General features: G+C 67.1%; 23 protein-coding genes. 11 read left to right on the top strand and 12 right to left on the bottom strand.

Features of this window, described 5'->3' with window-relative positions:
* Positions 1 to 554: 554 nt before the first annotated feature.
* Both WMF20_RS32135 and WMF20_RS32130 read right to left on the bottom strand, forming a co-directional pair.
* The gene (locus tag WMF20_RS32135) at positions 555 to 1253 is read right to left on the bottom strand and encodes a restriction endonuclease (protein ID WP_437605678.1); all 699 of its coding nucleotides are present in this window, start codon (positions 1251 to 1253) and stop codon (positions 555 to 557) included.
* 181 nt (positions 1254 to 1434) lie between these two features.
* Positions 1435 to 2277, bottom strand: coding sequence for a DUF3800 domain-containing protein (locus WMF20_RS32130; RefSeq protein WP_437605677.1), 843 nt, complete (start codon positions 2275 to 2277; stop codon positions 1435 to 1437).
* A gap of 1104 nt (positions 2278 to 3381) precedes the next feature.
* Here WMF20_RS32130 and WMF20_RS32125 point away from each other — a divergent pair.
* The 5 genes from WMF20_RS32125 to WMF20_RS32105 all read left to right on the top strand — a co-directional run bounded on the left by WMF20_RS32125 (position 3382) and on the right by WMF20_RS32105 (position 7571).
* On the top strand, positions 3382 to 4074 hold the full coding sequence (locus WMF20_RS32125) for an iron-containing redox enzyme family protein (protein ID WP_437605676.1): 693 nt from the start codon (positions 3382 to 3384) through the stop codon (positions 4072 to 4074).
* Positions 4075 to 4076: 2 nt separating this feature from the next.
* Positions 4077 to 4655, top strand: coding sequence for a hypothetical protein (locus WMF20_RS32120; protein WP_437605675.1), 579 nt, complete (start codon positions 4077 to 4079; stop codon positions 4653 to 4655).
* Entirely contained in the window at positions 4652 to 5827 is a 1176-nt protein-coding gene (locus tag WMF20_RS32115) for an XRE family transcriptional regulator (RefSeq protein WP_437605674.1), read from the top strand. The genes WMF20_RS32120 and WMF20_RS32115 overlap by 4 nt, the downstream gene beginning before the upstream one ends.
* Positions 5824 to 6324 carry a hypothetical protein gene (locus WMF20_RS32110; RefSeq protein ID WP_437605673.1) on the top strand — a complete coding sequence of 167 codons (501 nt, stop codon included), beginning with the start codon at positions 5824 to 5826 and terminating at the stop codon, positions 6322 to 6324. The genes WMF20_RS32115 and WMF20_RS32110 overlap by 4 nt, the downstream gene beginning before the upstream one ends.
* A gap of 182 nt (positions 6325 to 6506) precedes the next feature.
* On the top strand, positions 6507 to 7571 hold the full coding sequence (locus WMF20_RS32105; protein WP_437605672.1) for a DUF3800 domain-containing protein: 1065 nt from the start codon (positions 6507 to 6509) through the stop codon (positions 7569 to 7571).
* A gap of 658 nt (positions 7572 to 8229) precedes the next feature.
* On the opposite strand, the gene WMF20_RS32100 is transcribed toward WMF20_RS32105, so the two are convergent.
* The 7 genes from WMF20_RS32100 to WMF20_RS32070 all read right to left on the bottom strand — a co-directional run bounded on the left by WMF20_RS32100 (position 8230) and on the right by WMF20_RS32070 (position 15790).
* On the bottom strand, positions 8230 to 9090 hold the full coding sequence (locus tag WMF20_RS32100; RefSeq protein ID WP_437605671.1) for a TOMM precursor leader peptide-binding protein: 861 nt from the start codon (positions 9088 to 9090) through the stop codon (positions 8230 to 8232).
* Between the two features lie 66 nt (positions 9091 to 9156).
* Positions 9157 to 9921: a SagB/ThcOx family dehydrogenase gene (locus WMF20_RS32095; RefSeq protein WP_437605670.1), complete on the bottom strand. Its 765-nt coding sequence runs from the start codon at positions 9919 to 9921 to the stop codon at positions 9157 to 9159.
* A gap of 7 nt (positions 9922 to 9928) precedes the next feature.
* Positions 9929 to 12064, bottom strand: a complete 2136-nt coding sequence (locus WMF20_RS32090; RefSeq protein ID WP_437605669.1) for a TOMM precursor leader peptide-binding protein — start codon at positions 12062 to 12064, stop codon at positions 9929 to 9931.
* Positions 12065 to 12135: 71 nt separating this feature from the next.
* Positions 12136 to 12297 carry a hypothetical protein gene (locus WMF20_RS32085; protein WP_437605668.1) on the bottom strand — a complete coding sequence of 54 codons (162 nt, stop codon included), beginning with the start codon at positions 12295 to 12297 and terminating at the stop codon, positions 12136 to 12138.
* 426 nt (positions 12298 to 12723) lie between these two features.
* Positions 12724 to 14019: a hypothetical protein gene (locus WMF20_RS32080; RefSeq protein WP_437605667.1), complete on the bottom strand. Its 1296-nt coding sequence runs from the start codon at positions 14017 to 14019 to the stop codon at positions 12724 to 12726.
* Between the two features lie 119 nt (positions 14020 to 14138).
* Positions 14139 to 14684, bottom strand: a complete 546-nt coding sequence (locus WMF20_RS32075; RefSeq protein WP_437605666.1) for a hypothetical protein — start codon at positions 14682 to 14684, stop codon at positions 14139 to 14141.
* A gap of 869 nt (positions 14685 to 15553) precedes the next feature.
* Positions 15554 to 15790 (bottom strand): hypothetical protein, encoded by a 237-nt coding sequence (locus WMF20_RS32070; RefSeq protein WP_437605665.1) that lies wholly within the window; start codon positions 15788 to 15790, stop codon positions 15554 to 15556.
* Positions 15791 to 15811: 21 nt separating this feature from the next.
* Between WMF20_RS32070 and WMF20_RS32065 the strand changes: the two genes are divergently transcribed.
* Positions 15812 to 15982 carry a hypothetical protein gene (locus tag WMF20_RS32065; RefSeq protein ID WP_437605664.1) on the top strand — a complete coding sequence of 57 codons (171 nt, stop codon included), beginning with the start codon at positions 15812 to 15814 and terminating at the stop codon, positions 15980 to 15982.
* 30 nt (positions 15983 to 16012) lie between these two features.
* Here the strand turns inward: WMF20_RS32065 and WMF20_RS32060 are convergent, their stop codons facing one another.
* Both WMF20_RS32060 and WMF20_RS32055 read right to left on the bottom strand, forming a co-directional pair.
* Complete coding sequence (locus WMF20_RS32060; protein WP_437605663.1) at positions 16013 to 16480, bottom strand: cupin-like domain-containing protein; 468 nt, start codon at positions 16478 to 16480, stop codon at positions 16013 to 16015.
* A gap of 321 nt (positions 16481 to 16801) precedes the next feature.
* Positions 16802 to 18019, bottom strand: coding sequence for a tyrosine-type recombinase/integrase (locus tag WMF20_RS32055; protein ID WP_437605662.1), 1218 nt, complete (start codon positions 18017 to 18019; stop codon positions 16802 to 16804).
* On the opposite strand from WMF20_RS32055, the gene WMF20_RS32050 reads away from it, so the two are divergent.
* From WMF20_RS32050 to WMF20_RS32030, 5 genes are all read left to right on the top strand, one after another.
* Positions 17900 to 18253: a transposase gene (locus WMF20_RS32050; RefSeq protein ID WP_437617194.1), complete on the top strand. Its 354-nt coding sequence runs from the start codon at positions 17900 to 17902 to the stop codon at positions 18251 to 18253. The two genes, WMF20_RS32055 and WMF20_RS32050, sit on opposite strands and share 120 nt — an antisense overlap.
* A 115-nt stretch (positions 18254 to 18368) precedes the next feature.
* Positions 18369 to 18578 (top strand): hypothetical protein, encoded by a 210-nt coding sequence (locus WMF20_RS32045; RefSeq protein WP_129577955.1) that lies wholly within the window; start codon positions 18369 to 18371, stop codon positions 18576 to 18578.
* Positions 18579 to 18647: 69 nt separating this feature from the next.
* Positions 18648 to 18848 carry a hypothetical protein gene (locus WMF20_RS32040; RefSeq protein ID WP_129577954.1) on the top strand — a complete coding sequence of 67 codons (201 nt, stop codon included), beginning with the start codon at positions 18648 to 18650 and terminating at the stop codon, positions 18846 to 18848.
* Between the two features lie 89 nt (positions 18849 to 18937).
* On the top strand, positions 18938 to 19867 hold the full coding sequence (locus tag WMF20_RS32035; protein ID WP_129577953.1) for an alpha/beta fold hydrolase: 930 nt from the start codon (positions 18938 to 18940) through the stop codon (positions 19865 to 19867).
* Positions 19868 to 20328: 461 nt separating this feature from the next.
* The gene (locus WMF20_RS32030; protein WP_437605661.1) at positions 20329 to 21216 is read left to right on the top strand and encodes a YihY/virulence factor BrkB family protein; all 888 of its coding nucleotides are present in this window, start codon (positions 20329 to 20331) and stop codon (positions 21214 to 21216) included.
* A 21-nt stretch (positions 21217 to 21237) separates the two neighbouring features.
* On the opposite strand, the gene WMF20_RS32025 is transcribed toward WMF20_RS32030, so the two are convergent.
* Positions 21238 to 22392 carry an AI-2E family transporter gene (locus WMF20_RS32025; RefSeq protein ID WP_437605660.1) on the bottom strand — a complete coding sequence of 385 codons (1155 nt, stop codon included), beginning with the start codon at positions 22390 to 22392 and terminating at the stop codon, positions 21238 to 21240.
* Positions 22393 to 22511 lie beyond the last annotated feature (119 nt).

Here is a 22511-nt window from a genome sequence, read left to right as displayed (position 1 = left end):
GCGTCACAAGCCCGCCGACCCGTGCCTCGGCCTCCGCTCCCCCATCGCCGCGGGGGGCGCACCGCCTTGCGCTCGAGATGGCATGAGCGCGCTCAGGGGGCGCCGCGGGGAGATCTGGCGGCTCGTCGTGGTTAAATTCCTGCTGATCTCCGAGGCCCTTCTACAGTAGAGCCGTGTCAGGGCGTCATCATAGCTGTCGACACGCTGAAACGCGTACCCTGCACACTCGAACGTTGCCTGTTCCGCCGTGAGACTGTAAACAATCTACTCAATCTGCTTTGCCTCTGTATGTCGCGCTCCGCAGGTTCACGACCGAAGGCTAGTGAGCGATTTTCGTACACGCATGTTCCTCACGCATCACTTGGACGTTAGCGCGCCGCACTCGACGTTGTTCCCAGATGCAACGTTCGCGTGGACGCGCTCGGCGACGCGCCTCAGCGACACCTTCCGCCGTGCGAAGCGGAGCGGCCGGACGGTCCGCCGGCCGAACGTTGCGGCAGACCCGCCCGTGTAGGCGAGCGAACCCACCGGAAGGGGCCGTGTCGAACCGTGGGTCAGGCGCCCGCTCTCTGCCTGGCCTTGGCGATTTTGCATTCAAGCTCTTCCACCATCGGCGCGATGGTTGCAATGACTTCCTCCGGGGATGCAAACTGCCGATCTCTTCCGAAATCGACTAGCGCTGGAAGGGATTCTGGACGAAACGGATACACGCCGCGAAACGCTCGAACAATTAAGTCGTCACAGATCTCCAAAACTAGCGTCCCAGAGTAGCCCCACCCGCCAATACCCTGACGCAGACCATGTGCAATGCGCTCGTCCTTCGGAATGTCCCAGTATTGCGCTCGGCACGCTTCGACCCGATCGTAGAGTTCCCGGAGACGCATTGCAGAAATCTCGCCTCCAGCCGTCGCTCGAAGCCTCTCAAGTGATGCAACTCGAACGGTCGTAAGATTCGCCGCCTCAATGGCTCCACTCTGAAAACCAGCTTCGCAAAGCAAGATTCCTCGATCCGCGCCTGTGTCCGCAACGATCTCGCGAAGTGCCAGCACGTGCAGTTTCGAGACTCGCGAATTCCAGCACTTACACTCGACGAGCCAAGTGACATCGAATCCTGCATGGTGAGACTTGACCACGACATCAATATCGTGCTTTGTACGAACGCCCTGAATTGTGACGTTCGTCGAGGCGTCAAGACCCATGGATCGAAAGAGAGCTGCGGCCTCCTCTTGGTAGTCGCTCCAGTCTGTCGCCATATTGTTCACCGTGCAGAGGTAAGAGTCGTTTCTTCGGGGTGCTCAAACTGCGATAACTCGCCGCGCGAAGCGCAGTCGGGTTCAGCGCGATGTCGGCTCGTTCCCGTCCTGCCCTGGGACGAGGTGCTGTACGACGGCTGCGTGCGCCACTCAATGGTGGGGACTCGTCACTCGGCGCACGTCATGATTGCGTGCTCGACTCAGACTTGTTCGGAGGCAACTCGAGGACATTGATGAACTTTGGCAGCAGATCGAATACCGCATCTACGATGATCTCATCGAATGGGTTCTTTTTTCCTTCCATCAGCCGCTGCCGAGCGTGATACACGCGGTTCACCATGTACGCCGTCAGGTCAGCAAGCTGTATGCCTGGCTCATCCTTCGAGTCGACGTGAATAACACCGCCTTCATAGAGCCGAATGGGATCCGCAGCTGCTTGGATTCGGATGGCGTTGGACAGGGGAGCAACCGAGTCCATTACAATTGCAACGTCCTCGCCAGTTCTCTGGAGGAAAGGTATGAGACTATTGAAAAAGACGTGTTGGAGCGCATTCTTCGGTGATTGTGCGCGGCCCACTGCGGCGAGAATCCTTGGCTTCAGCTCCGCATCGTACTGTTCGCCAGAAACGAAGCAGTGCAGGATCGACGAGGCCGCGCCCTTGAGAACGTCTATCGCGGCCACTAGCGCCTCCTGACGCGCGTCCAGGGAAACACCACGCCATGGTGAGGTCTTCGATGGGTTCACGATCTCCACAGTATGGAATTCGCGGATTCCGTTGCCGATGGTGAGGAGCTCCGAGAGAATCCGATCTTTCGCAGCGGCGTAGGCATCTGACGTCATTGCCACGCCGCAGAGAAAGTGGAAATCTGCCGCGAGGTCCGGGAGCGGCTTCCCAGGCGTGCCGCTGTCGTCGATGAAGACGAGCATGCGCCCGGGAACCGCCATTTCGTAGAGGATATCTCGTCCACTTCGTTCGTTCATCTTCGAATGTCCCTTCATCGGCGCCCAAGTCGCGATACCCACCCAACTATCAGTCGATTGGTCAACCGAAGCTGCCGGACCAGGTCTGTCTAGATCGTCGCCTTTGTGACCTCTCCGACGGAAGGTCTCACGGATCGGCTCTGCGCCGCAAGGCTCAAATGCTCTCCACCGCCATAGGCAGATCGATGTAACACCGGCGGCAGTGGCCACCTCTCCCAGGGGGGCGGGCAGCGCCTGGAGAGGGCGCGGCGGACGCGCAGCCGGATGCATCGCGCCGCGTCGTGCCGCGTCGCGCCTGGGTGACACGGCACGGGCCGCCGACCCCTCCTCTGGTACGCTCGCAGCGTGCGTCCCGCTCGCTACCCCCGCTCTGCTGGCGAGATCCTCCGTTCCGTGCCGCAGCGCGACCGCGCCGTGCTGCTCCGGCTCGGCCTCAACCTGGACAACCCCGCCCACGCGGAGTTCTTCTCGAGGGCGTGCGTGTCGCCGACGACGCAATCGCGGACCGGCTGCGGTGGGAGAGAGAGCGGCTGGGCTGAGGGGCACCATCGATCGCCGGCTCGGCCCCAGACCTCGCATCCTGACCGTCCGCCGAGGGCTCGTTCCGCATCGCCCCAGAAGCCTGGACCCCGCGCCGAGGGCGACCTTCGCAGCGCTCGCGCCCGGCGCATCTTGCAGCGGGTTCGATTTCCGCGCCTCCACCGCAGAGACACGGCGAGAACCGTGTTTTCTGTTTTTTGTGTGCCCTGCGTGTGACCTGATAACTCTTCAGGAGCCAGTCGAACCCCGGCTGGCTGTTCAAGGGGGAGATCGGGGTTCGAATCCCCGGCAGGTCGCCAGGACGGCCAATCTGCTGCAACCGCAGCCGGCGAGCCGGCCGCTCGTGTGAGCCCAGACATCGGGTCCGAGCGAACGTTCACCGCCGCAGGCGTCTCTCGCGGCAGGCGGCATCTGTACGCCCAGAGCGGAAAGATCCGGGAGGCGCCCACTGGGAGCACGGCGGGCCGGCGGAGTCCGCTGCGAGGGGCGCCGGATCCGCCGGCTGAGCTACCCGCCGCGGAGCCGACGCTGCACTAGTGGCCGAGCAGAACCACTTGTCTTTTGTTCAGTTTTCGCGTAGACTTACGAACGTGATAGGGAAATGATGTGGACCGGAAGGAACGGCTGCTCGAGCTCTACGACCTGCTGCCATTCCACCAGCATCCCCTTTGGGTGATGGTCATGAAGGGAACGCTTTCACTCCAACAGGTAGCCGCTGCGGAGTGTCAGCATTTTCTTCGAACCCGTGCAGGGCAGCGCCTGCGTCGGGATGCGATGACCGAAGCTCACGCGCAGAACGCGCGGTTATGGGAAGTCCTACTCTCCATCTATCTCGAGGAATGTACGAATGAGAAAGGGACTTCGCACCTCGAGCTCATTCGACGTCTCTGTACAATGTGCGGTATCGCAGATGAAGAGCTTGAGCGAAGCCGCCCGACTCCGGGCAACAGCGCCTCAATGGCCCTGTACCGCGATATCGCGCGACGAGGGGCTGCGTGCCACTTACTCGGGGCAGGAGCCGTCGAACACTATTACTGCCAGCTCTCGCCCAAGATATACGACGCTTACACAACCCGGTACCAGATGACGGACGAGCAGGCTGAGACATACCGGCTCCACGGCCCGATGGACCGCGAACACGCCGACCGATCGTTTGCGGTGCTGGACGAGGTTGTAGATATAGTCGGATGGGAAGCCATTGAAGACAGCGTGCGCGATGCATTCGTCGCAACAAGTCTTCATTACGATGGCATGCTACATGCGGCGACCGGGGAACTTTCCTATTGGAACGGGAGATAGCGATGAAGGGATATATCTATACGATGTTCGCTGGTGCAGACCCCGGCGCTGGCTGGAGAATGACCGATCCAATCTTCGGGAAAACTCCAACACTCGGAGCCTGCGTTCCGCACATACGTCGCGTCGTTACCCCCGGTGACATGATTTTCACGATAAGCGGACGCGTCGATGGCGCTAGGCAATATGTTGTCGGTGGTTTCGAGGTCGCCGAGAAGATCGACGCACTTGCGGCCCTCGCCCGTTTCCCCGAACACAAGCAGCGAAGGCTCGACGATGGCGCGCTCGCTGGGAACATTATTGTGAACAGCGACGGCTCTCGATCCAGCGTCGACTACCACACCAATTTCGAGAAGCGTCTCGATAATTACGTCATTGGCCGAAAGCCTATTGTGCTTCAAAAGTCAGCGGAAATTGCACAAGCCCGAAATGAGACGCTCGACATACTAGGGGAAGTATTTGGCAAGCGCGCTGATCGCGTCTATGACATCACGGCTCGCTGGCGGAAAGTGGACGACGTACAGATCGAGAAGCTCGTTTCGTGGCTTAAAGGCATCAAGCTAGCGCACGCGAGCAAGCGATGACGAAGCTGGCCGAAGAACTGGATCGTCGGCGCAGGACGTTTGCGAAGCTGGCAACCAAATCCGGCGTCTCCGTCGAAAGGCTTGAGGCACTCGCGCGCGGCTCCGAGGCTACTCTAAAAGAGCTGCGGGCACTCGCTCGCGCGCTTGGTTTGTCTGTGGGTGATTTCGCCCCTACATCGCCAGAAAGTAGTGAAGGGCGCGTCGAGATGATGTTTCGTGGTCAATTGGCCGCGATAACTTCTAAGCGAACCGCATCGGCTGCTGCATCCCGAAGCGAGGGGCACGGGTTACACGCAGAGGTATTTGCGCGTCGAATCGCCAAAGCGCTCACGCTGCTGTCGGGAGAGAAGGGCCAGCTAGATTGGTTGCGGGCATTTAGGTGCCAGGAACCAACGTACCTGGACGCCGAACAGAACGCCGATTTGTTCCGCAATTTATTCTTCAACGGTGACAACGTCAGCGCACTCGCATCACTGCCTCATCTCGTCACCGAACACCTCGGCATGCTTTTGTTTGTGCTCAGCGGAGAGAGGGTTGATGGAGCCTCTGCCGCAGTCGACGGTCAAGCCTTCATCTTCGTCTCTCCTCGAACGTATCTTCCACGAATGCTTTTTACGCTTGCACACGAGGTGGGGCACTTTGTCGCGCGGTCAGGTAAGGGTGAAGACTTCGTGAGCTTGGATCCGGAAAATTCGATTGGCACCTTTGCGGGAAGCGCGGGCAAGGAAGAATCGTATTGCAATGCATTCGCGTCTTGTTTGCTCCTGCCACGGGCGGGCATCGGCATAACGCTGAAAATGATCCGAGAGAAGATGGGTATTCGTGGGGAACTCGGCGATATCGATCTGCTGCTTCTTGCCCGCGCATATGGCGTAAGCTTCGAGGTAGCCGCGAAACGATGCGAGGATCTCAACCTATTACCTGAAGGTGGCGCGCGCTCGCTCTACGAGGAACTGAAAAGGAAGCATGGTGGGCCTGAGAAGCGGGCAGCCGAACTCGGATTACCTGAAGCTGTCGATATAGTTTTCCCCACTATTCCGCCGAGGCTACTGGACGCGGCTGTTCGACGAGTTCGCGATGGCGAGGTCTCGATTGGCGCGGCGGCAGGGTTTCTTAACGTCGGCATCGGAGCGCTGATGCGCGCAAACCGCCCGCCGATCGCGTCTGCGTGATCACGATCCTTGATGCCTGCTGCGCCATCAACCTCTATCATGGGGGCGCACTCGCCCACGTACTCGAGCTTGGGGCGAGAGTATGGACTATCGGCCCTCGCGTACTCGAGGAGTGTGCTGATGATTGCGGCGATGCTTTGCGGGACGCGGTGACAGTTGGGCGGGTGATGGTACTCGATGATGAGGAAATTTCGGCGTCACTTTATCTGTCCATTCTCGCTACTCATGGGCTCGGCGATGGGGAAACCGAGTGCATTACTGTCGCTAGCCTGAATGCGACGACTTGCATCGCAACTGATGATGGGCGAGCTCGCTCGATAGCGATCTCTCTTTTCGGGAAGAAGCGTGTAACTGGGTCTCTGGGTCTTCTACGTGAGTGCGTGCAGGCGGGAATTCTTCAAACGCATGAGGCTTATGCGGCGTATGTGCTTATGATTCAGGCCGGTGGTTTTCTGCCCAACGTTCGCGAGGTTTTCTTCATCCCATCGGGGTTGTAGTCAGCAGCAACGTTCTGGCCACCGTCGCCCCCGACCTCGTGCTGGAGCTCGCAGAGCGGCACACAATGTAATACGCGAGGGCCCGCATGGCGAGCGATGCGCGCACTTTCACCACCTCACCCTTCTCGGCTCGTCTTCCGCGTCACGCTGGTGGCAAGCCGACGCTCAGACAGAAGAGTGGCATGAGCATCGTGGCCTACATTGACGAGTCCGGTCACAGTGGCGCGGACCTGTATGATGTGCATCAGCCAATTCTCACGTATGCGGCCGTGTGGCTGGAGGAATATCAGGCGACCGTGCTTGCGGACAAACTCGCCAAGTTACGCAAGAGGCACCACGTCCAGCTGCGCGAGATCAAGGGAGCAAAGCTGATGAAGACCGCGGGGGGACAGCGCTTGGTCCGAGACGCGCTGGAGGCTGTCAGCGCCGCCGCCACTCCCATCTCCATCGTCGCGATGCAAAAGGCATATATGGCAGCAGGCGTCGTCGTTGACGATTGCACCGATTACGTCTACAATGATGCGTTTGACGAGCGTTGGGGCTGGGATCCACTCATTAGGGAGCCCCTCATCGAGAAAATCCTGAGGGTCTCCGACCCGCAGGCTCTCATGCGGGTCTGGCAGCTCCGGGGCGGCGACGATGGTGCAGCAGTGGCGCAAGCATACGGATCTTTTCTCTTCGGCCTATCGCTCAGTCTTGACGATGAACTGGCCGCTAGAGCTCGCCAGATGCAGAGAACTAACTTTAAGCAGCTCTGGAGCGCGGTCCAAGGCGCGCGGTCCATGGGATCGGATTACAGCCCGAACCTATCAGCCTTCAATGCACTTCTGCATGGGATGGACGAGCAAGCCGCTTGTTTGCGGGTGCCCGCTGTCACATTGGTGCACGATGCCCAGCAACAGTTTCAGGCCCTTTTTACCAGGGTATGGACTTTGACTAGCCAGGCTCATCCTGCCACCTATCGTTTTCCGAATGGCAACATCCTTCGCTTTCCGACTGACCGGTTGAAGTCTTTAGCATTTGCGGAATCTGGCGCACACGTTGGAATTCAGCTGGCTGACGTAGTGGCCGCCGCGACGCGCGTAGCGATAGAAGAGCATGCGGGAGGGACGCCCGATCGGTCTGTTCCATACTTGCCTGCACTTAGGGACCTTTTGCGCTCGCCGCTTGCCTGCGGCATCTTTCCTTTTGCTATCGGGACCGACTCCTGGAAGTACGATGTACTGGCGTTCTTGCTGGACGTATGACTGAGCACGATGCGGCCCGACAAGGGACTGGTGCCGACGAGCGGGTGCGCTGCATGCACCCGCTCGCGTCAGAGCCCTGTGTTAACGCTCGGGTGCTGCGCCGGTCAGCGCGACGCGCCGGAGCTCCGCCTGTGACCGGCGTCGTGCCTGGGGCGCGTCGATTCGTTCGAGCAGGCGGACGGCTGAGATTGGGGTCGAGCAGGCGCGCCTTGTCCCCTGCCTGGTGCGTGCTCGGCGTTACTTTTAAGTGAACCGACCCCGCTCGTGGGGGAGCGCTGCCATCGGTGGGGGCTCGTCCCCGTCACCGGACGCCGCGGGCACGACGAACAGCCGGCCGATCGCCTCGTGGATGACACGAGCCGCAACGTGATCCCCGAGGGCGACGGCGCGGCTGAGGGCGCTGGCTAGCGAGGCGACCACGGCGGCGCGCGGCGACGGATCGACCGTCGCGAGCTCTCCGATCCCGAGGCTCGCCGCTTGGGCCCACGTTGGGTCCATGCCTTCCGAGCGGGGGCGATCCGCCGTCAGGTCTCCCCGAAATCCCTGGGGATGCGACGAATCGCGACGGTTCGCCCCCGCGGAACAGTCCCGCCAGGATTTCTGCGGCGGCGAGGCGGCCACGGACCGGGGCGCGCGCGTGGAGGCTGTCGTGCGCGCGTCAGGCGCCCTGTCCGCACACGCGGCACCAGGGCAGGCGCACGAGCGTGTGCAGGGACGAGCGGCCGCTTTCGCGATCCTGGACGAGCACCCGGCCCCCGAGCCTGGTGGGCGTGTAGCCGGAGAGCACCTTCAGCGCCTCCAGGGCGAGGAGCTGGCCGAGCAGCGCGTCCAGGATCCGGGAGCGCTCGGGCGGAGGCTCTTCCCCGGTCCCCTCGTCGAGCCGCACGTTCAGGGCCTCCACCGCCGCACAGACGCGGCAAGCCGTCTGTCCGGGCGTCACCAGGGGCCCGATCACCAGGCGCTCGCCCGCGCGCTGCGCCCACAGCGAGGGCAGCTTTGCGCGGTGCGAAATGCGCGTGATCCGCTCCATGGGCGCACGATCCTCGGGCGCCACCGCCGCCACGAGCAGGTGCCCGCGCTCCGGGGTGCGCTCCGCGCTCTCTTGACCGAGCGCGCCTTCGTCCATCACGAGGACCTCGCCCACGCCTGCGGCCTCGAGCGCGTGGGCCGCGGCCGCGCCCGCGGGGGAGAGCGCCACGCAGAGCACGCGCGCCTCGGCGAGCCGCCGCACGGCCGCGGCCGCGTCCTGCTGCCACTTGCGAAAGAACTCCTCCTGCACGTGCAGGCGCGCGCGCAGCTCCGAGATCGGCCCCTCGGGGACGACCTCCACGAGCCCGTGCTTCTCGAGCAGCGCGAGCGTGTCCGTGATGCTGCGCCGCGAGTAACCGTCGAGCGCCTCGACGAGCGCCTCCCGGTCGCGCGTGCCGTCGAGCCGCGGCACCATCTCGCCCAGGAACGCGCCCACCGAGGCGCCCGTCACCTGGAAGGTGCCGAGATCGGAGCGGAGAATGACGCCCACGTCCGTGGGCGTGATGCTCGCCGATGGACTGAGTCGAAGGCATGCCCCCACGATACCCTCCTCACGCTATTCCGCGTCGCCCGCGGCGCGGCGCGGCTTGCCGATGCAGAGCGCATAGACGGGCTCCTCGCCCTCCGGCAGCTCGAGCAGCGCGGCGAGCTCCGCGTCGAGGAAGCCGCCGATGCCGCAGGGGCCGAGCCCCAGCGCCGTGGCCACCAGGTAGAGGTTCTGGCCGAGGTGGCCGGCGTCGAGCAGGACCAGGCGATAGCCGCGCTGGCCGTACTTCCACATGTTGCGCTCCCAGACGGCCGTGATGACGAGGACCAGGTTGGCGCCCCGCACCATCTCCTGCACGGTCAGCTCGACGAGCTCGTCGCGGACGCGGCCCTGGCGGCGCAGCTCGAGCTCGTGGGCGTAGACGTCATAATGATAGATGCCGTCGTCGAGCCCACTGACGGATTGCGTGGCCACGTAGATCTCCAGCGGGTAGCGCGCGCCGGCCGAGGCCGCGGGCCGGTTGTATACCCACACATCGTCGAGCCTGCGGCGCTTGCGCGCGCCGTAGCTGCCGAACAGCAGCCGCCCCAGCGAGACGAGGGGCAGCGGCCCGGGCTCGAAGTCCCGGATCGATTGCCGCCGCTCGAGCACCTCGCCGAGCGAGGCCGGGAGCGCGAAATCCCGCCCGGGCAGGGCCGTGCGGGGCGCCCCCACGTACGTGCGGTATAGCTGCGGCGTCGCGTCCCCCTCGACCGCGCTCTCGAGCGCGCGCGAGGGCAGGTGGCACGAATGCGCGTGGTACAGCCGCGCGATATCGGTCTCTTTGCTCCGCATTGCTGCCTCAGGCCATGGGGTGGGGATCGGGGTTGAACCCCGCGGAGGCCATCGCCCGGAGGCGCTGGTTCCCGAGGCATTGCATGGAGTGGCCGAACTGGATCTGCAAGAAGCCCCGCCCGATCGCCCGGGCCACCCGGAACGGCGTCGACAGGAGATCCGCGGTGGTCACATCGACGATGGCCACGCGCATCCCAGCCGCCCCGATCCGCCGCGCCAGCGCGGCGAGCGAGGTGTCCTCGGGCTCCGCGAGCTCGGCGGCTGGCACCTCACCGCCGCCGTCGAGGAAGGCGAAGGCGCCTGCGCGGCTCGGAGGAACATAATAGAGCGCGTGGTCCTCGAGCGTGCGCACGTCCTCGGGCCGCTCGGGGATGGTCTTCTCCTCCATCCACCGGCGGATGAAATTGCCCCCTTGCGCGTGCTCCATGATGGCCTTCCTGATGGCGAGGCGCGGGCTCAGGTGCGCGGACAGCGATACCATGGCGCCGGGCCAGAGCCTGCCGTCGCCGAAGCCCGCGCACATCACGACGGGCACGGAGAGGCCCACGTCGAGCAGCCACAGGGCGGTCTTCACGCCGTTCACGGCGAGCTGCCGGACGACCTCGCGGGCGTGCAGGTCCACCGCGTCGTCGAGCAGCACGCGCACGCCCGGGCGGCGCGCCAGCCACGAGAGCATGAAGGCGTCGCGCTCGACGAGCTCCAGCGTGGCCCGCAGCGCCGCGTCCTCGTGCGAGGACCCCGCGGCCAGCCCGTTCGAGGTCACCTGGAAGAACCGCTCCTCGGGAGGTGCCGGGTAACTGAAGTGGGCGGCAAGCGCGGGCACCCAGACGGGCCCGCCGTCGCCCAGCCAGCGCCCCGGCACCCAGTCGATTGGCATGGTGGGGGCGAGCTTCGGCTGAGGGAACCCGGGCTGCGCGTACTGCTCCTCGCTGTAAAGGCCGATCTGCTCGGGTGAGATGAGATCGCCCGTCATCGAGGCGACCGGCGCGCGGATCTGGCGCCTCTCGTCGAAGTGCTCGGCCGCGTAGCGCTCGATGGCCTCGCCCGCCGCGCCGATCATCGCGTCGACCCTGGTCACGCCTTTTCCGGCGCCTGCGTCCGGCTCGTGCTGGTGGTCGGGGTACACCGACGTGGCATAGGTGCTGAGGACAGCCACGCCATGGTAGAGCACCTCGATACCCACTTCCGGATCGACGGGATTGACGGAGAGGCTTTTCACGATGCCCGTGCGTTCGTCCACGACGCCTGCGAGCAGCCCGCGCAGCTCGTCCGGGGTGCGCGCGGCGTCGAGGGGAATGGAGGGCGTTCGCTCCGGGCGCTGATCGCCGGCGAGCGCGCGAGCCCCGCCGCAGACGTCGCAGGTCGGCATGGGCAGCACGGCATGGATCGAGGTCTCCAGGCTGACGAGGTTCTGCGCCAAGAGCCGCCCCCGCACCGTCGCCGTCTCGGGGCGCAGGAGCATATCGAGCGCGGCGAGCGCGAGGGAATGGCCGAGCGACGTCGGCATGGGCGCCAGGCAGGTCCGTGCGCTTCTCGCCGGGCGCTCGGCCAGCAGCGCGGCCTGCAGCGCGAGATGCACGGCGGCCTTCTCGCGGGTCGAGAGCTGACGCAGGCGGGCGCAGCTCCAGCACGCCGTGCGCCCCGGCAAGACGCCCGGACCGATGATCGCGTCGAGCCCGTCGAGGTAGGCGCAGAGCGAGGCGAGCCCCGCCGCGTGTGCGAAGCGGGCGACGCTTTGCATGACGAGCAGGTCGTCGCGGGCAGCGCAGGTGAGGACGAGGTCCCAACGGGTATCCTCGAGCGCGAGCGGGCGATCCGCCGCGGCGACGAGCGGCCCGGCGTCCACGTGGCACGCGGGAGCGACGCGCGAAAGGCGCTCGGCCAGCGACGCGCCGCGCGCCTTGCCGCGATCCGCGGCGTCGAACAGGGGCAGGGCAAGGAGATCGTCGTCGAGCACCTCGGCGCTGTCGAGCAAACGGAGCGCGCCCACGCCGGCTGTCGCCAGATCGTGCGCCGCCACGGCCCCCCAGGGCTCGATCCCGACCACGAGCACGCGCGCGCGCGCGAGCCGCTGGGAGGTTTCCGTGGGAGACGGGGCGGACCGAGCCGAGGCCGGCGCGCCGAGGGCTTGCGTCGTGGGCACGTGGTTCATCCTCCCTGGAGCCGAGTCTGGCGGCGCGGCTGGGTGGCCGCGCCGGCAGGACCGGCCTTGGTTCAGGAGCGGCTCCTGCCGTCTCTGTCCCCGCAGCTGTGGCAGCAGTGGTGGCAGAACGCCACGTTGGTCGGCGAGGTCGTCGGGCGCTGCTCCTCCACGGCGCTCTGGACCTCGATCACCTGGATCTCGAACTCCTGGTTCTTACGGATTTCCTGTTTCATGGTAGCCCTCACGATGTTTCATGGTAGCCCTCACGATGGGATCCATAGTGGGGGGAGGCGCCCCGTCAACGACGGTATCGTCGTGCGGAGGGCGACCTCGGGCGCGAGAGGCAGTGCGCACGCTGTGCGAGGGGATCTGCACGGAGCGCTCGTTCCGTTGCGCCGTTGCGCGGCGAGGTGAGCCTATCAATGGTCGAGCCTGGGTCTCTGCATCTCCTCGTCTCTGCATCTCCTCGTCTCTGCATCTCCTCGTGGACCGGCATGCAGACGGGACGGGCAGCGGCGCCGCGCACGTGCGCTCCGTGCGCGCGACGAAGGTGGCGAGGCGGTCAGCTTATTGCGCAGGAGTTCGTCACCGACGAGGACATCTCGCCGCTGGAGCGAGAGGGAAAGATGGCAGATCTCGACGGCTCGCCGCCGCGTATGCTAGCACCAAACGCTCCCACAGCCCTTCGCGCTGCCAGAACCCGCTTCCGCGGTATTTGGCAGCACAGGCCGTGCGTCTGACGGCGTGCGACCCCTGGCAGCGAACCCCATCACGACGCGGCGCCCGCCGAGCCACGGCAAGCCGATCTCTGCCGCGTTGAAGCGTTGGACCAGCGGGCGGAGCCAGGCTCGACGCGGCAGGAAGGCCAGCACGACGAGCAGGTGCGAGGGCGTGAGGATCAGGTCGGCGTCGCGCATCAGGACCCAGCGCCGCAGCGTGCGCGGGTGGGCGAAGTGGAAGCGAGGGGGCAGGGCGTCGCCCAGGGCCCGGAGCGCGTCCCAGGCGAGCGCAGCGATCCAGGCGCAGAGCGCGAGCGGTCCTTGGCGAAATCCGGGGCGGTCGGGCCGACCGCGCTTGGGGTAACCGCTCGCCGAGGTGTCGAGCCAGAGGTCGTGCACGCCGATTCGGTAGCCCTGCTCGTGGTGCTGGCGAGTGCGGTACTCGTGCAGCAGCTCCAGGGCCGGCGTCGTGGTGTCGTGCAAGACGAAGAGCGCGTGCCAGCGGTCCTTGCCCTTCATCGCGTGCTCGCGTACGACCACGGTCCGCAGGGGCCGAGCGATGCCGCGGATCGTGGTGGTCGTCTCGGCGAGCTCGATCCTCTTGGGCTTGGCGCCCGTGTACCGGCCGGGCTCCTCATAGGGGGTGAACCGCGCTCGTGGCAATCGCTTCCACGCGTTGACATAGCCCGGCCGACGAGGCGCGCGGATCAAGAACACGGTCTTGCGGAAGCGATTGAGGCGCCGAAGGCCTTCGTTGGTGGCGGAGGCGCCCGCGTCGATGATCAAGCGAAGCTGACGGACCCGGACGCGCCGACGCACCGCGCGGAGGAAGCCGAGGGTCCGCTCGATGAGCTTGCCCTTGCCGCGGGTGACGACAAGCCCGAGGAAGCGGCGCGCCTGGGGCCAGTGCAGGAAGAAGAGCTTCTCGGCGCGCATCTTCTTGTTGCGGAGGGTATGGAAGCCCTTCGGGATCTTGAACTTGCGCGTGAAGCGGGCGACGAGATGCTCGTCGAGGCTCAGTGTCACCCTGCGGTGGCGCAGCGCGCCCCACGACTCGGTCATGCGCGTGAGCCTCTTGACCCCTTCGGTCGTCACCGCGCGCACGAGCCCGCCAAGGCGGGATCGAGACATGACCTTCTTGCCGCCGGACAGGATCGCAAAGCCCGGATCGTCGAGGGTCTCAAAGTGAAAGATGCGCTCGATGCCCAGGTTCGCGCGGAAGAACAGCGACGGCACGAGGCGCCGCGCCTTGTCCGCGCTCCCCAGCGCCCTGGCCAGCGTGCGCTCCGCGGCGCGGCTCAGAGCGAGCGCGGCCGGCAGCAGGAGGAAGGCGCCCCCGAAATGGGTGCGCCCGATCAGGTGGGGCGCGCGACATGCGCCTCCGCGCGATCGTGATCCGGGCGAAAGACGTACAGGCCGTAGGCGTCGAGAAACCGGCGGAGCGTCTGCTGCTCGATGTCGATCCCGAGCTCGCGCTGGATGAACGCGACCACCTCGGGCTGAGTGCATCGTGGATGGTCGACGAGGTACTTGGCGATCGGACCGGCATGCTCCGGGCGCAGCCGCGGTTGCCGGTGTCGCCCGAGCTCCGACCAGATCGATTCGAGCATCTGGTGGGCCGAGAGCGTGCGCACGGTGCGCATGGCCCGGTCGGTGCGACCGACCGCCGCGCCCACTTGCGCGGCCGTCAGCCCCATGTCCGCATGCAGGAGGAAAAAGGCTGCGACGCGCAGCAGGATCGGCTGGGCCGCGATGGCGGCCCCAAACCGCACCGCAGCCTCCAGCAGGACGTGCTCCGACCGTGTCGCCCCCTCCAGCACGTCCGCATGCTCGCGCTGCCAGCGTACCCACGCCTGCTGCGGCGCCTCGCTCGCCTGTGTCGTCGCCGTGTCCGTCGTCATGATGCCCTCCCCATGACGAGCATCCCACAGCGGCGAAAGCCTGCAGCAGCCAGGCTCGGGCGACGATCATACGTTGAGGCGGAAGTCGTCGGTGAACGCTCCGAAGGGATCGGGGGCGTTTGGTGCTAGCGCCGTAGCCGGATCCGAGCCTCCGCGCCGTCGTTCTGTCGAAGTTTCCGACGGCTCGCGCCGCCGAGCGAGGGGGCGAAACCCACGAGCGCGGTCCCCATAGAGACAGCGAGGCAAGACGCCGAAAGGGACGGTCCCCCTGCGCCGGCGATGGCCGCCCGGCGCGATCGCGTCTCGCCGCTCCCGAAGGAGGAACGAGCCTTGGCGAATCGTGACGGAGTACGGATTCTTGAGTTCATAGACAACGTCGCTCGCGAGCAGGAGCCGCCTCCGGGCGGCCCGGGCCCCGGGCCTCAAGGCCCGGTGTTGACCGAGGAGTTCGCGATGATCGGGGTCGCGGACGTGCTCGAGCTGAGCACGCCGCCCTACCAGCGGGTGCTCGACAACCTCGCCGCTTCGCCTGGCGCGGTCCGCTGCGTCCGTGTGCAGGGCTCCTTCAAGCACGTCTGGTCCAAGGCCAACGCCCCCTGCGTCGCCTGCCGCCGCCGCGCCGCCCGCGAAGCGCGTGCGCTCCTTCCGCCTTCGCCTCGACGTCACCGCCCTCGAGCTCGCCTCCGGCCACGACGGCCTCCTCCGCGGCGCGCCCGAGCCGGTGCTCCTCCTCGCCGCCTACCTCCTCATCCCCCCGGACCCGAGCGCCCCGGCCGGCCTCGCGCCCCCGCGCCCCCTCGGCCGCGCCCTCGTCCGTTTCAACGCGCCCGAGGGCCGCTTTCCCGTCGTGGTCACCCTCCCGCTCTCGTTCAGCGCCCGCCAGCGCCCAGCGCCCGCCAGCGCCCGCGCGCAGCGCCCGCGCCCGCGAGCACGACCGTATCCTCCTCGTCGCGCTCGCCGTCGAGGAGGACACCGGCAAGGAGGTCGAGCGGCTCAACGCCGAGCTCGCCGACGCCCACCACCTTCGCCTCTGGGACCTCGAAGCGCCCGTCCCCGCCCCGTCGACCGCGGCCGAGCTCATCGCCGCCCCGTACCTGCGAGAGCAAGAAACGCCCGTCCGCGTCGGCGTGCTCGACGACGGCGGCGACCTCCGCGATACCTGCCGCGGCGACGACTTCGTCGGCGCCTGCGCGGCCCTCGTCTCGACCGACCGCCACGAGGACGCGCTCCGCTTCCGCCTCGTCTCCGCGGACGGCCGCAACGACTGGACCGCCGTGACCACCGTCAGCATCGACTGACGCGCTGGCGCCGCGCGCCGCGCGCCGGAGCTAAACGACGTTGCCCGGCCGGTACCAGTCGAAGTTGTTCGAGAACGGGAAGCTGTTGATCCCCAGGCTGATGCTCACGTCGAGCGCGCGGACATGGTGCCACCAGCCGACCGGGATGAAGAGCGCCTCGCCCGGATCGAGCACGACGTCCTTCACGAGCACCGGATCCATCGGGCCCTGCTCCGGGTCCCGGCCGGCGTACATCGCGCGCGCCCCCTCGAACAGCGACGTCTCGAACGGCGCGATCATGCGGTAGCGCTTCCTGCCGTACACCTGGCCGAAGAGGATGTTCGACGTGTCGTAGTGCAGCGGCGTGACGGTCCCCGCGGGGCCGAGCCACAGCGCCGAGGGCCCGAGGAGCCGCTGCGCGGCGCAGTACCCGTCCGGGAGCACCATCTCGTAGAGCGTCGTCTTCTCGGGGCGACGGCGCTCGTAGACGACGCCCGTGGTGCGAGCCGCGCTGGCCACACGGCGCCGACACTGCACGCCGCACGCCACGCGGTGAGGGCGCGTTTTCGCCGCGAATTTCGACAACCCGCCGGGCTATCGCCCATGGCGGAGCGGCGGGCCGGGGGGCGGCGGACCGCGACGCTCGCTGCCGCGGCGGCGGAGGCGCTCGCCGAGCGCCCGGCTCGCGCTCGATATGTCGGCGCGCGAGAACGCAGAGCGCGCAGCGTCGCAGGAGGAGATCATCCGGGTGCAGCAGAGCCGGCTTGCGGAGCTGTCCACGCAGATGATCCCGATCACCGAGGACGCGAACGGCGGGCTCGACGTTCGGCCCACGCTTGCTCACTCCTCCGGTGCCGCCGGCAGCCCGAGCAGCCGGCCGATCGCTTCGTGAACGACCCGGACCGCTACTTCATCCCCGAGGGCGACGGCGCGGCTCAGGGTGCTGGCGAGCAATGCGACCACCGCAGCCCGGCGCGACGCATCGGTCGCGGCGAGCTCTCCAGGCCTGGGGCTTGACCATTGGGCCCGGGTTGGGCCCGTGCCTCCCGAGGGGGTGCGATCCGTCGTCACGCCCTCCCTGAATCCCCGGGGAAGCGACGGATCGCGACGGTTCACCCCCGCGGGACAGTCCCGCCAGGATTTCTGCGACGGCGCAGGGGATCCGAAAAAAACATCAATAATTTGATATGGTTTTATCTCGTTCGCGGCCGAGCGAGTCTCCGGCGCGGCCCAACGCGCCGCCTGTAGCCGTCGCGTCGCCTCGTGCGGCTGGCCGGCATGGTCATCGACCGCTCCGGGTGCTTGGCCGTGCAGCGCGCGGGCGAGGGACGCGCCATCGCTCGGCGACGGCGAGCCTGCCTCCAGTCCCGCGGACGTGGGAGCACCTCCGCCTGAAGGGCCGCCCTTGCCGTTCAGCTCGGGGATCGCCTCGTCCAGAGGCGCGAAGTTCCCCAAGCCGATCTCAGCGACCTTGCGCGCCGCGCGCTTGTCGTGGTGGATCTGACGGCTCGACTTATGCACGGTCCGATCGGAGATCCACGTCTCCGTCGTCTCCGTGCGGCCGTTCGCGAGCTTGATTGTAATGAAAGTCGCACGGGTGTCATGCAAGCGGATGTTGAGCCTCGAATGAGTGGTCTCGAAGAGCTCAGGCCGATCGATTCCGGCGCGACGCAGGTGATTTCGAAAGTCCTGCGCCCCATTGCGCCCCGGCAGTGGGCCGCTCGGCCCAATGAAGACGCGCTGCTTCGGTGGAGATATAGCAGAATAGGCTCGAAGCGCGCGCACGACATCGGGGGAGAGCGCACAGGCCCGCGGGTCATCCGTCGTATTCTCGTCGAGCACCACGGCGCCGCGCTCGAGATCGAGCTCGGACGGCTCTAGCCTTCCAGCCTCGTCTGCCCGCATTCCCTCGCGGAACAGGAAGCCATCATAGATCCGATAGGACAGTGGATTCACCTGGCGCTGGGCAACCTCAATACTCACGCCGCCGCATCGCTCATCAAGGCCTTCGGGACCGAGCGGGGCCACGCGCTCGCCTCGCGCTTCGCGTTTCACCACGCGCCCAAGCACGCGAGCTGGCTCAACGCCGCGGAGATCGAAGCCAGCCTCGTGTCCAGGGAATGCCTCGATCGCAACCGCATCCCAACCCTCGCGGAGCTCCGGGGTCGCGTCCGGCAGTGGGATGCAGCTGCGGTTCGAGCTCGCCGTAAGATCAACTGGAAGTTCACCGTCGGCGACGCCGAGCGAATCTTCGGGTCCGACTGGTTCAACAGAATCGTGTCAGAGCGCTAGCCCCAAAACGACAAGAACGACGCCGTGCACTTCGTCGCCGCCAGGCCAGGGCGCCGCTCCAGCCGAGAACAACGCCGAACTTCAACTTCATCGTCTTCATGCTCGCAGGTCGCTTGTGCTCTTCGAGCGCTGCGACATCCGCGAGGGACGGCGGCTCGAGCTCCGGCCTCGACAGCTCACATCAGCGAGCGGCCAAGCTCTGGCGAGGCCCCACCTCGACACCCTGCACGCTAAGCTCGACGTCGCGAAGGCCAAGCTCCATGAGATAGCCAAGACGACCGACGACAGGTGGGACGAGGTGAAGCAGGGCGCCGACGACGTCTGAAGCGACGTCGAGGCGTCCGTCGAGGGGGCGCGTACGACGCCTCAAGAAGCCCAGGAAGGAGGGCTGACCATGTCGTGGTTCACAGCATGGCTCGGTTACGGCCTCGGCCGGGGAGCGGCCAAGGCCATCTTCGGCGAAGACAAACCGGAGGCAGCGCGCCCGCCGATCCGCGAGCAGACCGAGGCGGAGATCCGCGCCGACGAGGAGCGTTACGACGAGGAAGCGCAGCGGCTCGACACGGAGGACGAGGCGGCGAAGAGACGCGGCTAAGGCTGAGGACGAGCGCCTGCTCGACCAGGCGCGACCCGCATAGGTCGGAACAGTGCGACACCGGCCGTAACCGCATTACGCTTCGTGTCATGGAGCTGCAGCACACCACGATCCACGGGCACGACATCGCCTTCCGCCGGGAAGGCCGGGGCCCGCTCATGGTGCTCATCCATGGCATGGTCGGGAGCTCGGCGACGTGGCGGCACGTGATCCCCGCGCTCGCCCGGCGGTTCACCGTCGTCGCGCCGGATCTGCTGGGCCACGGCGCCTCCGCCAAGCCGCGGACCGACTACTCGCTCGGCGCGTATGCGAGCAGCATCCGCGACCTCATGGCGGCGCTCGGACACGACCGCGGCACGCTCGTCGGGCACTCATTCGGCGGCGGCGTCGCCATGCAGACGGTCTACCAGTTCCCCGAGTGCTGCGAGCGGCTCGTCCTCGTCGGCAGCGGCGGCCTCGGGATCGAGGTGAACGCGCTCCTGCGGGCGCTGAGCCTGCCTGGGGCCGAGCTGGCGCTGCCGATCGGCTGCTGGCCGCTCTCCCGCGCGCTCGTCCGCTTCGCTCTCCGCCCGGAGCGCTTCCTCACGCGCGCCGCCGTGCGCTTACTGGAGCGGCGCGGCCGGCGACCCGGCCCGGTGCTCGTCGAGTTCGTCAACGCCTATTCATCGCTCGCGGACGCGGACGCCCGGCGCGCGTTCGTCCAGACCCTGCGCTCGGTGATCGACCGCGCCGGCCAGCGCGTGAGCGCGCACGACCGGCTGTACCTGACGGCGGAGGTGCCGACGCTGATCGTGTGGGGGACCAACGACCCGGTGATCCCCGTCGCCCACGCCCGCGACGCGCACGCATCGATGCCGGGCAGCCGTCTCGATCTTTTCGACGCCGTCGGGCACTACCCGCATTGCGAGGATCCGGAGAAATTCGTGCGAGTGCTCGAGGGGTTCGTGGACACGACGGAGCCGGCGCGGGTCTCCGCGCAGCGGTGGCGCGAGCTCCTCACGCGCGGGCGCGCGGCGTGACGTCGACGCGCCTTCGCTGGCCATGTCGGGGCGCGATCACACGACGCGCGACGCTGACAGTATATCCGTACCCGTTCCGCGAAACGACCCGTTCCGCGAAACGAGGTCCTCGGCCGCGCCCGTACGCGATCGACGGGCGCGCCGAGGCAACAACGCCCCTCGCTGCACCCCCGGGTCGCCGAGGTTGAAATCCCGCGTCACGCACGCGACGAGCTGTCGGTCCGTCGGATGATCGACCGTCTCGAGCCCGCGATCCTCTCCTCGGCTCGACACGGGCGCTGTCGCGGTCGTGCGATCGGCTGGAGAAGCACACCGCCGAGGTGGATCGGCAGAGAGCCGGCCCCGTCGCGCGGCTGCACGAGAGGGAGCTACGGGAGGAGGACGCGGAGGGCGGTCCCGGATGCAGAAGAGGAGCCCATGGAGCCCCGAGGTGGGAGGCATCGGTGCGTCGGCTGCACATCTTGAAGCTGGCGGGATGGAAGCGGCGGTTTTCACGCGCCGGCGCTTGGTCGAAGGACGTGCTCGTCTGCCTGGATCGCATGAGGGTCCTCGGCCTCGCCGCCGAGACGGCGTTCTGGCTATTTCTCTCGCTCGTGCCGCTCGCCGCTGTCGCGGGTCTCCTTGCCGGGCGCTTCTCGACGAACAACTGGAGCGCGGTCGTGCAGCTGTTGAGCCCGCTCCCGGCAGCGGCCCGCCAGCTCGTCAGCGCCGAGCTGATCAACCTCGCCACCTGGAACGAGGGTTCGGTGGGCGTCGGGAGCACAGCGGTCTTCATCTGGCTCGCCTCGAGCGGCGTGCACTCGATCTTCGACTCCCTCGAGATCGGGACCGGGATCGCGCGTCCCTGGTGGAAGAAGCGCCTGCTCGCCATCGGCATGTGCATCGCCCTGCCGGTCGCGGTCGCTCTCCTCGCGTCCCTGGGCCCCGCGCTCCAAGGCGCGATGGGTGGGCTCGGGCGGTGGATCCCGCTGCCGCGGGCGACCGAAGCCCCGACCCTGGCGAGCCGCCTTCTCCGCTTCTGCGTCAGCGCGGGAATCGTCCTCGCGTACGTCTGTGCCCTGTACCGGGTCGGCATCCCGCCCCGGGCCCGGCGTGGCGTGCCGATCCTCCCCGGTGCGCTGCTCGCCGTCGCGCTCGAGATCCTGTTCGGCTTCGCCTATGCGTTCTACATCGCCAAAGCGGGAGATGGCGGCGCCTACCTGGCGGGGCTCGCGGTGATCGGCGTGACCATGATCGGCCTGTACTTGTTCACGGCAGCGCTCCTCGTGGGGGCGGTGGTGAACCGGAAGCTTGCGCGCGGCGTCGAGACCTGCCCCGGGGCGGCAGCCAGGAGCAGGATGGACGATTGAGCGTCGATCTCGCCACCTCGATCACCTCCGAGCCTCGCCCTCCGAGCGCCTCCCCTTCGTCTCCGCCACGTAGATCCGCAGCGTCGAGATCGCCAGCGCCATCACCAGCGGCCCGAGCAAGAGTCCGATCAGCCCGAACGTCTCCACCCCACCGAATAGCGCGCCGAACGTGAAGAGCGCTGGCATGCTCGATCCCCGGCCCACGAGCCGCGGGCGGATCACGTAGTCGGAGATGCCCCCCACCACCAGCGCCCCCCACGCGAGCTCGACGATCCCCATGGCGATGTGGTCCGTGAGGATCAGGTACACGCCCGCCGGCACCCAGACGAGCAGCGTGCCGACCGCGGGGATCAGCGAGGCCACCGCCGTCGCGGCGCCGAAGAACGCCGCCTCGGGCATCCCCGTGATGAGGAAGCCGATCGCCGCGAGAAACCCCTGCGCGATTCCGGTGAGCACGGTGCCGAGGAGCGTCGTCCGGCCGACGACCCGGAACTCGTCGAGCAACGCGCGGGTGTGGCGTGGGTGCAGCGGGAGCACGTCTTCCGCGCGGCGCGCGAGCGAGGTCCAGTGCCGAAGGACGAAGTAGGTGGTCATCGACACGAAGAAGAAGCCGAGCAGAGCGCTGAAGCTGGCCGAGGCGACGAACGCCGCGATGCCGGCGGCGCGGGCGGCGAGCTCGGCCGCGGCGTCGCGCAGCCGGGCGGGAAGATCGTCGGCGCGGAGCCCGAGCGGTTCGAGGCGCCGGGTCCACTCGACGACGCGCTCCCGGGCCGGGGCCCCGGGGGAGAGCGCGGCGATGAGCGCCCCCGCCAGCACCACGCCCCGGCCTACGAGCAGCGATGAGATCCCGGCCAGCACCGCGACGATCACGATCGACGACAGCCCGACCGCGATCGCCGCCGCCACCGCGGGTCGACGCCCGCGCGCCCGCATCCGCTCGTAGAACGGCTGCATCGTGAAGGCGTTGAGCGTGCCGAGGAGGATGCCGATCCCCACCGGGTGGGTGATCCACACCATGGCCGCGACCGCGGCGATCGCCAGCACCGCGAGCGCCCTTCGCTCCCGCGCGGGCTCCGGAGGGGCCGCCGGCAGGACCGCGGTGGGAGGCGGCGCCGGCGCGCGCATTTCCGAGGACGGGGGCGGCTCCGAAGCGTCGGGCCGGAGGGGGTCGGCCATCACGTAGGCCTCCGCGGTTCGAGGCGAGGTCCGATCTCCGCGCAGGTGGAGAACGCCGCGATCTCCTGCCCGGCGTTGGGGCTACTTGCCCCGGTGTTGGGGCTACTTGCGCTGGAGGA

Origin of the sequence: Sorangium sp. So ce834 (assembly GCF_051521425.1) — a bacterium.
GTDB classification, from domain to species: domain Bacteria; phylum Myxococcota_A; class Polyangia; order Polyangiales; family Polyangiaceae; genus Sorangium; species Sorangium cellulosum_D.
Note: the sequence above shows the minus strand (reverse complement) of the source record. Positions and strands in the feature narration are given on the sequence as shown.

What these genes read in the sequence shown, in the direction of transcription:
- WMF20_RS32025 (WP_437605660.1), bottom strand. Translation starts at nt 22,392, where the DNA reads ATGGCCGACCCCCTCCGGCCCGACGCTTCGGAGCCGCCCCCGTCCTCG.
- WMF20_RS32135 (WP_437605678.1), bottom strand. Translation starts at nt 1,253, where the DNA reads ATGGCGACAGACTGGAGCGACTACCAAGAGGAGGCCGCAGCTCTCTTT.
- WMF20_RS32075 (WP_437605666.1), bottom strand. Translation starts at nt 14,684, where the DNA reads ATGACGACGGACACGGCGACGACACAGGCGAGCGAGGCGCCGCAGCAG.
- WMF20_RS32040 (WP_129577954.1), top strand. Translation starts at nt 18,648, where the DNA reads ATGTCGTGGTTCACAGCATGGCTCGGTTACGGCCTCGGCCGGGGAGCG.
- WMF20_RS32105 (WP_437605672.1), top strand. Translation starts at nt 6,507, where the DNA reads ATGAGCATCGTGGCCTACATTGACGAGTCCGGTCACAGTGGCGCGGAC.
- WMF20_RS32120 (WP_437605675.1), top strand. Translation starts at nt 4,077, where the DNA reads ATGAAGGGATATATCTATACGATGTTCGCTGGTGCAGACCCCGGCGCT.
- WMF20_RS32085 (WP_437605668.1), bottom strand. Translation starts at nt 12,297, where the DNA reads ATGAAACAGGAAATCCGTAAGAACCAGGAGTTCGAGATCCAGGTGATC.
- WMF20_RS32115 (WP_437605674.1), top strand. Translation starts at nt 4,652, where the DNA reads ATGACGAAGCTGGCCGAAGAACTGGATCGTCGGCGCAGGACGTTTGCG.
- WMF20_RS32095 (WP_437605670.1), bottom strand. Translation starts at nt 9,921, where the DNA reads ATGCGGAGCAAAGAGACCGATATCGCGCGGCTGTACCACGCGCATTCG.
- WMF20_RS32035 (WP_129577953.1), top strand. Translation starts at nt 18,938, where the DNA reads ATGGAGCTGCAGCACACCACGATCCACGGGCACGACATCGCCTTCCGC.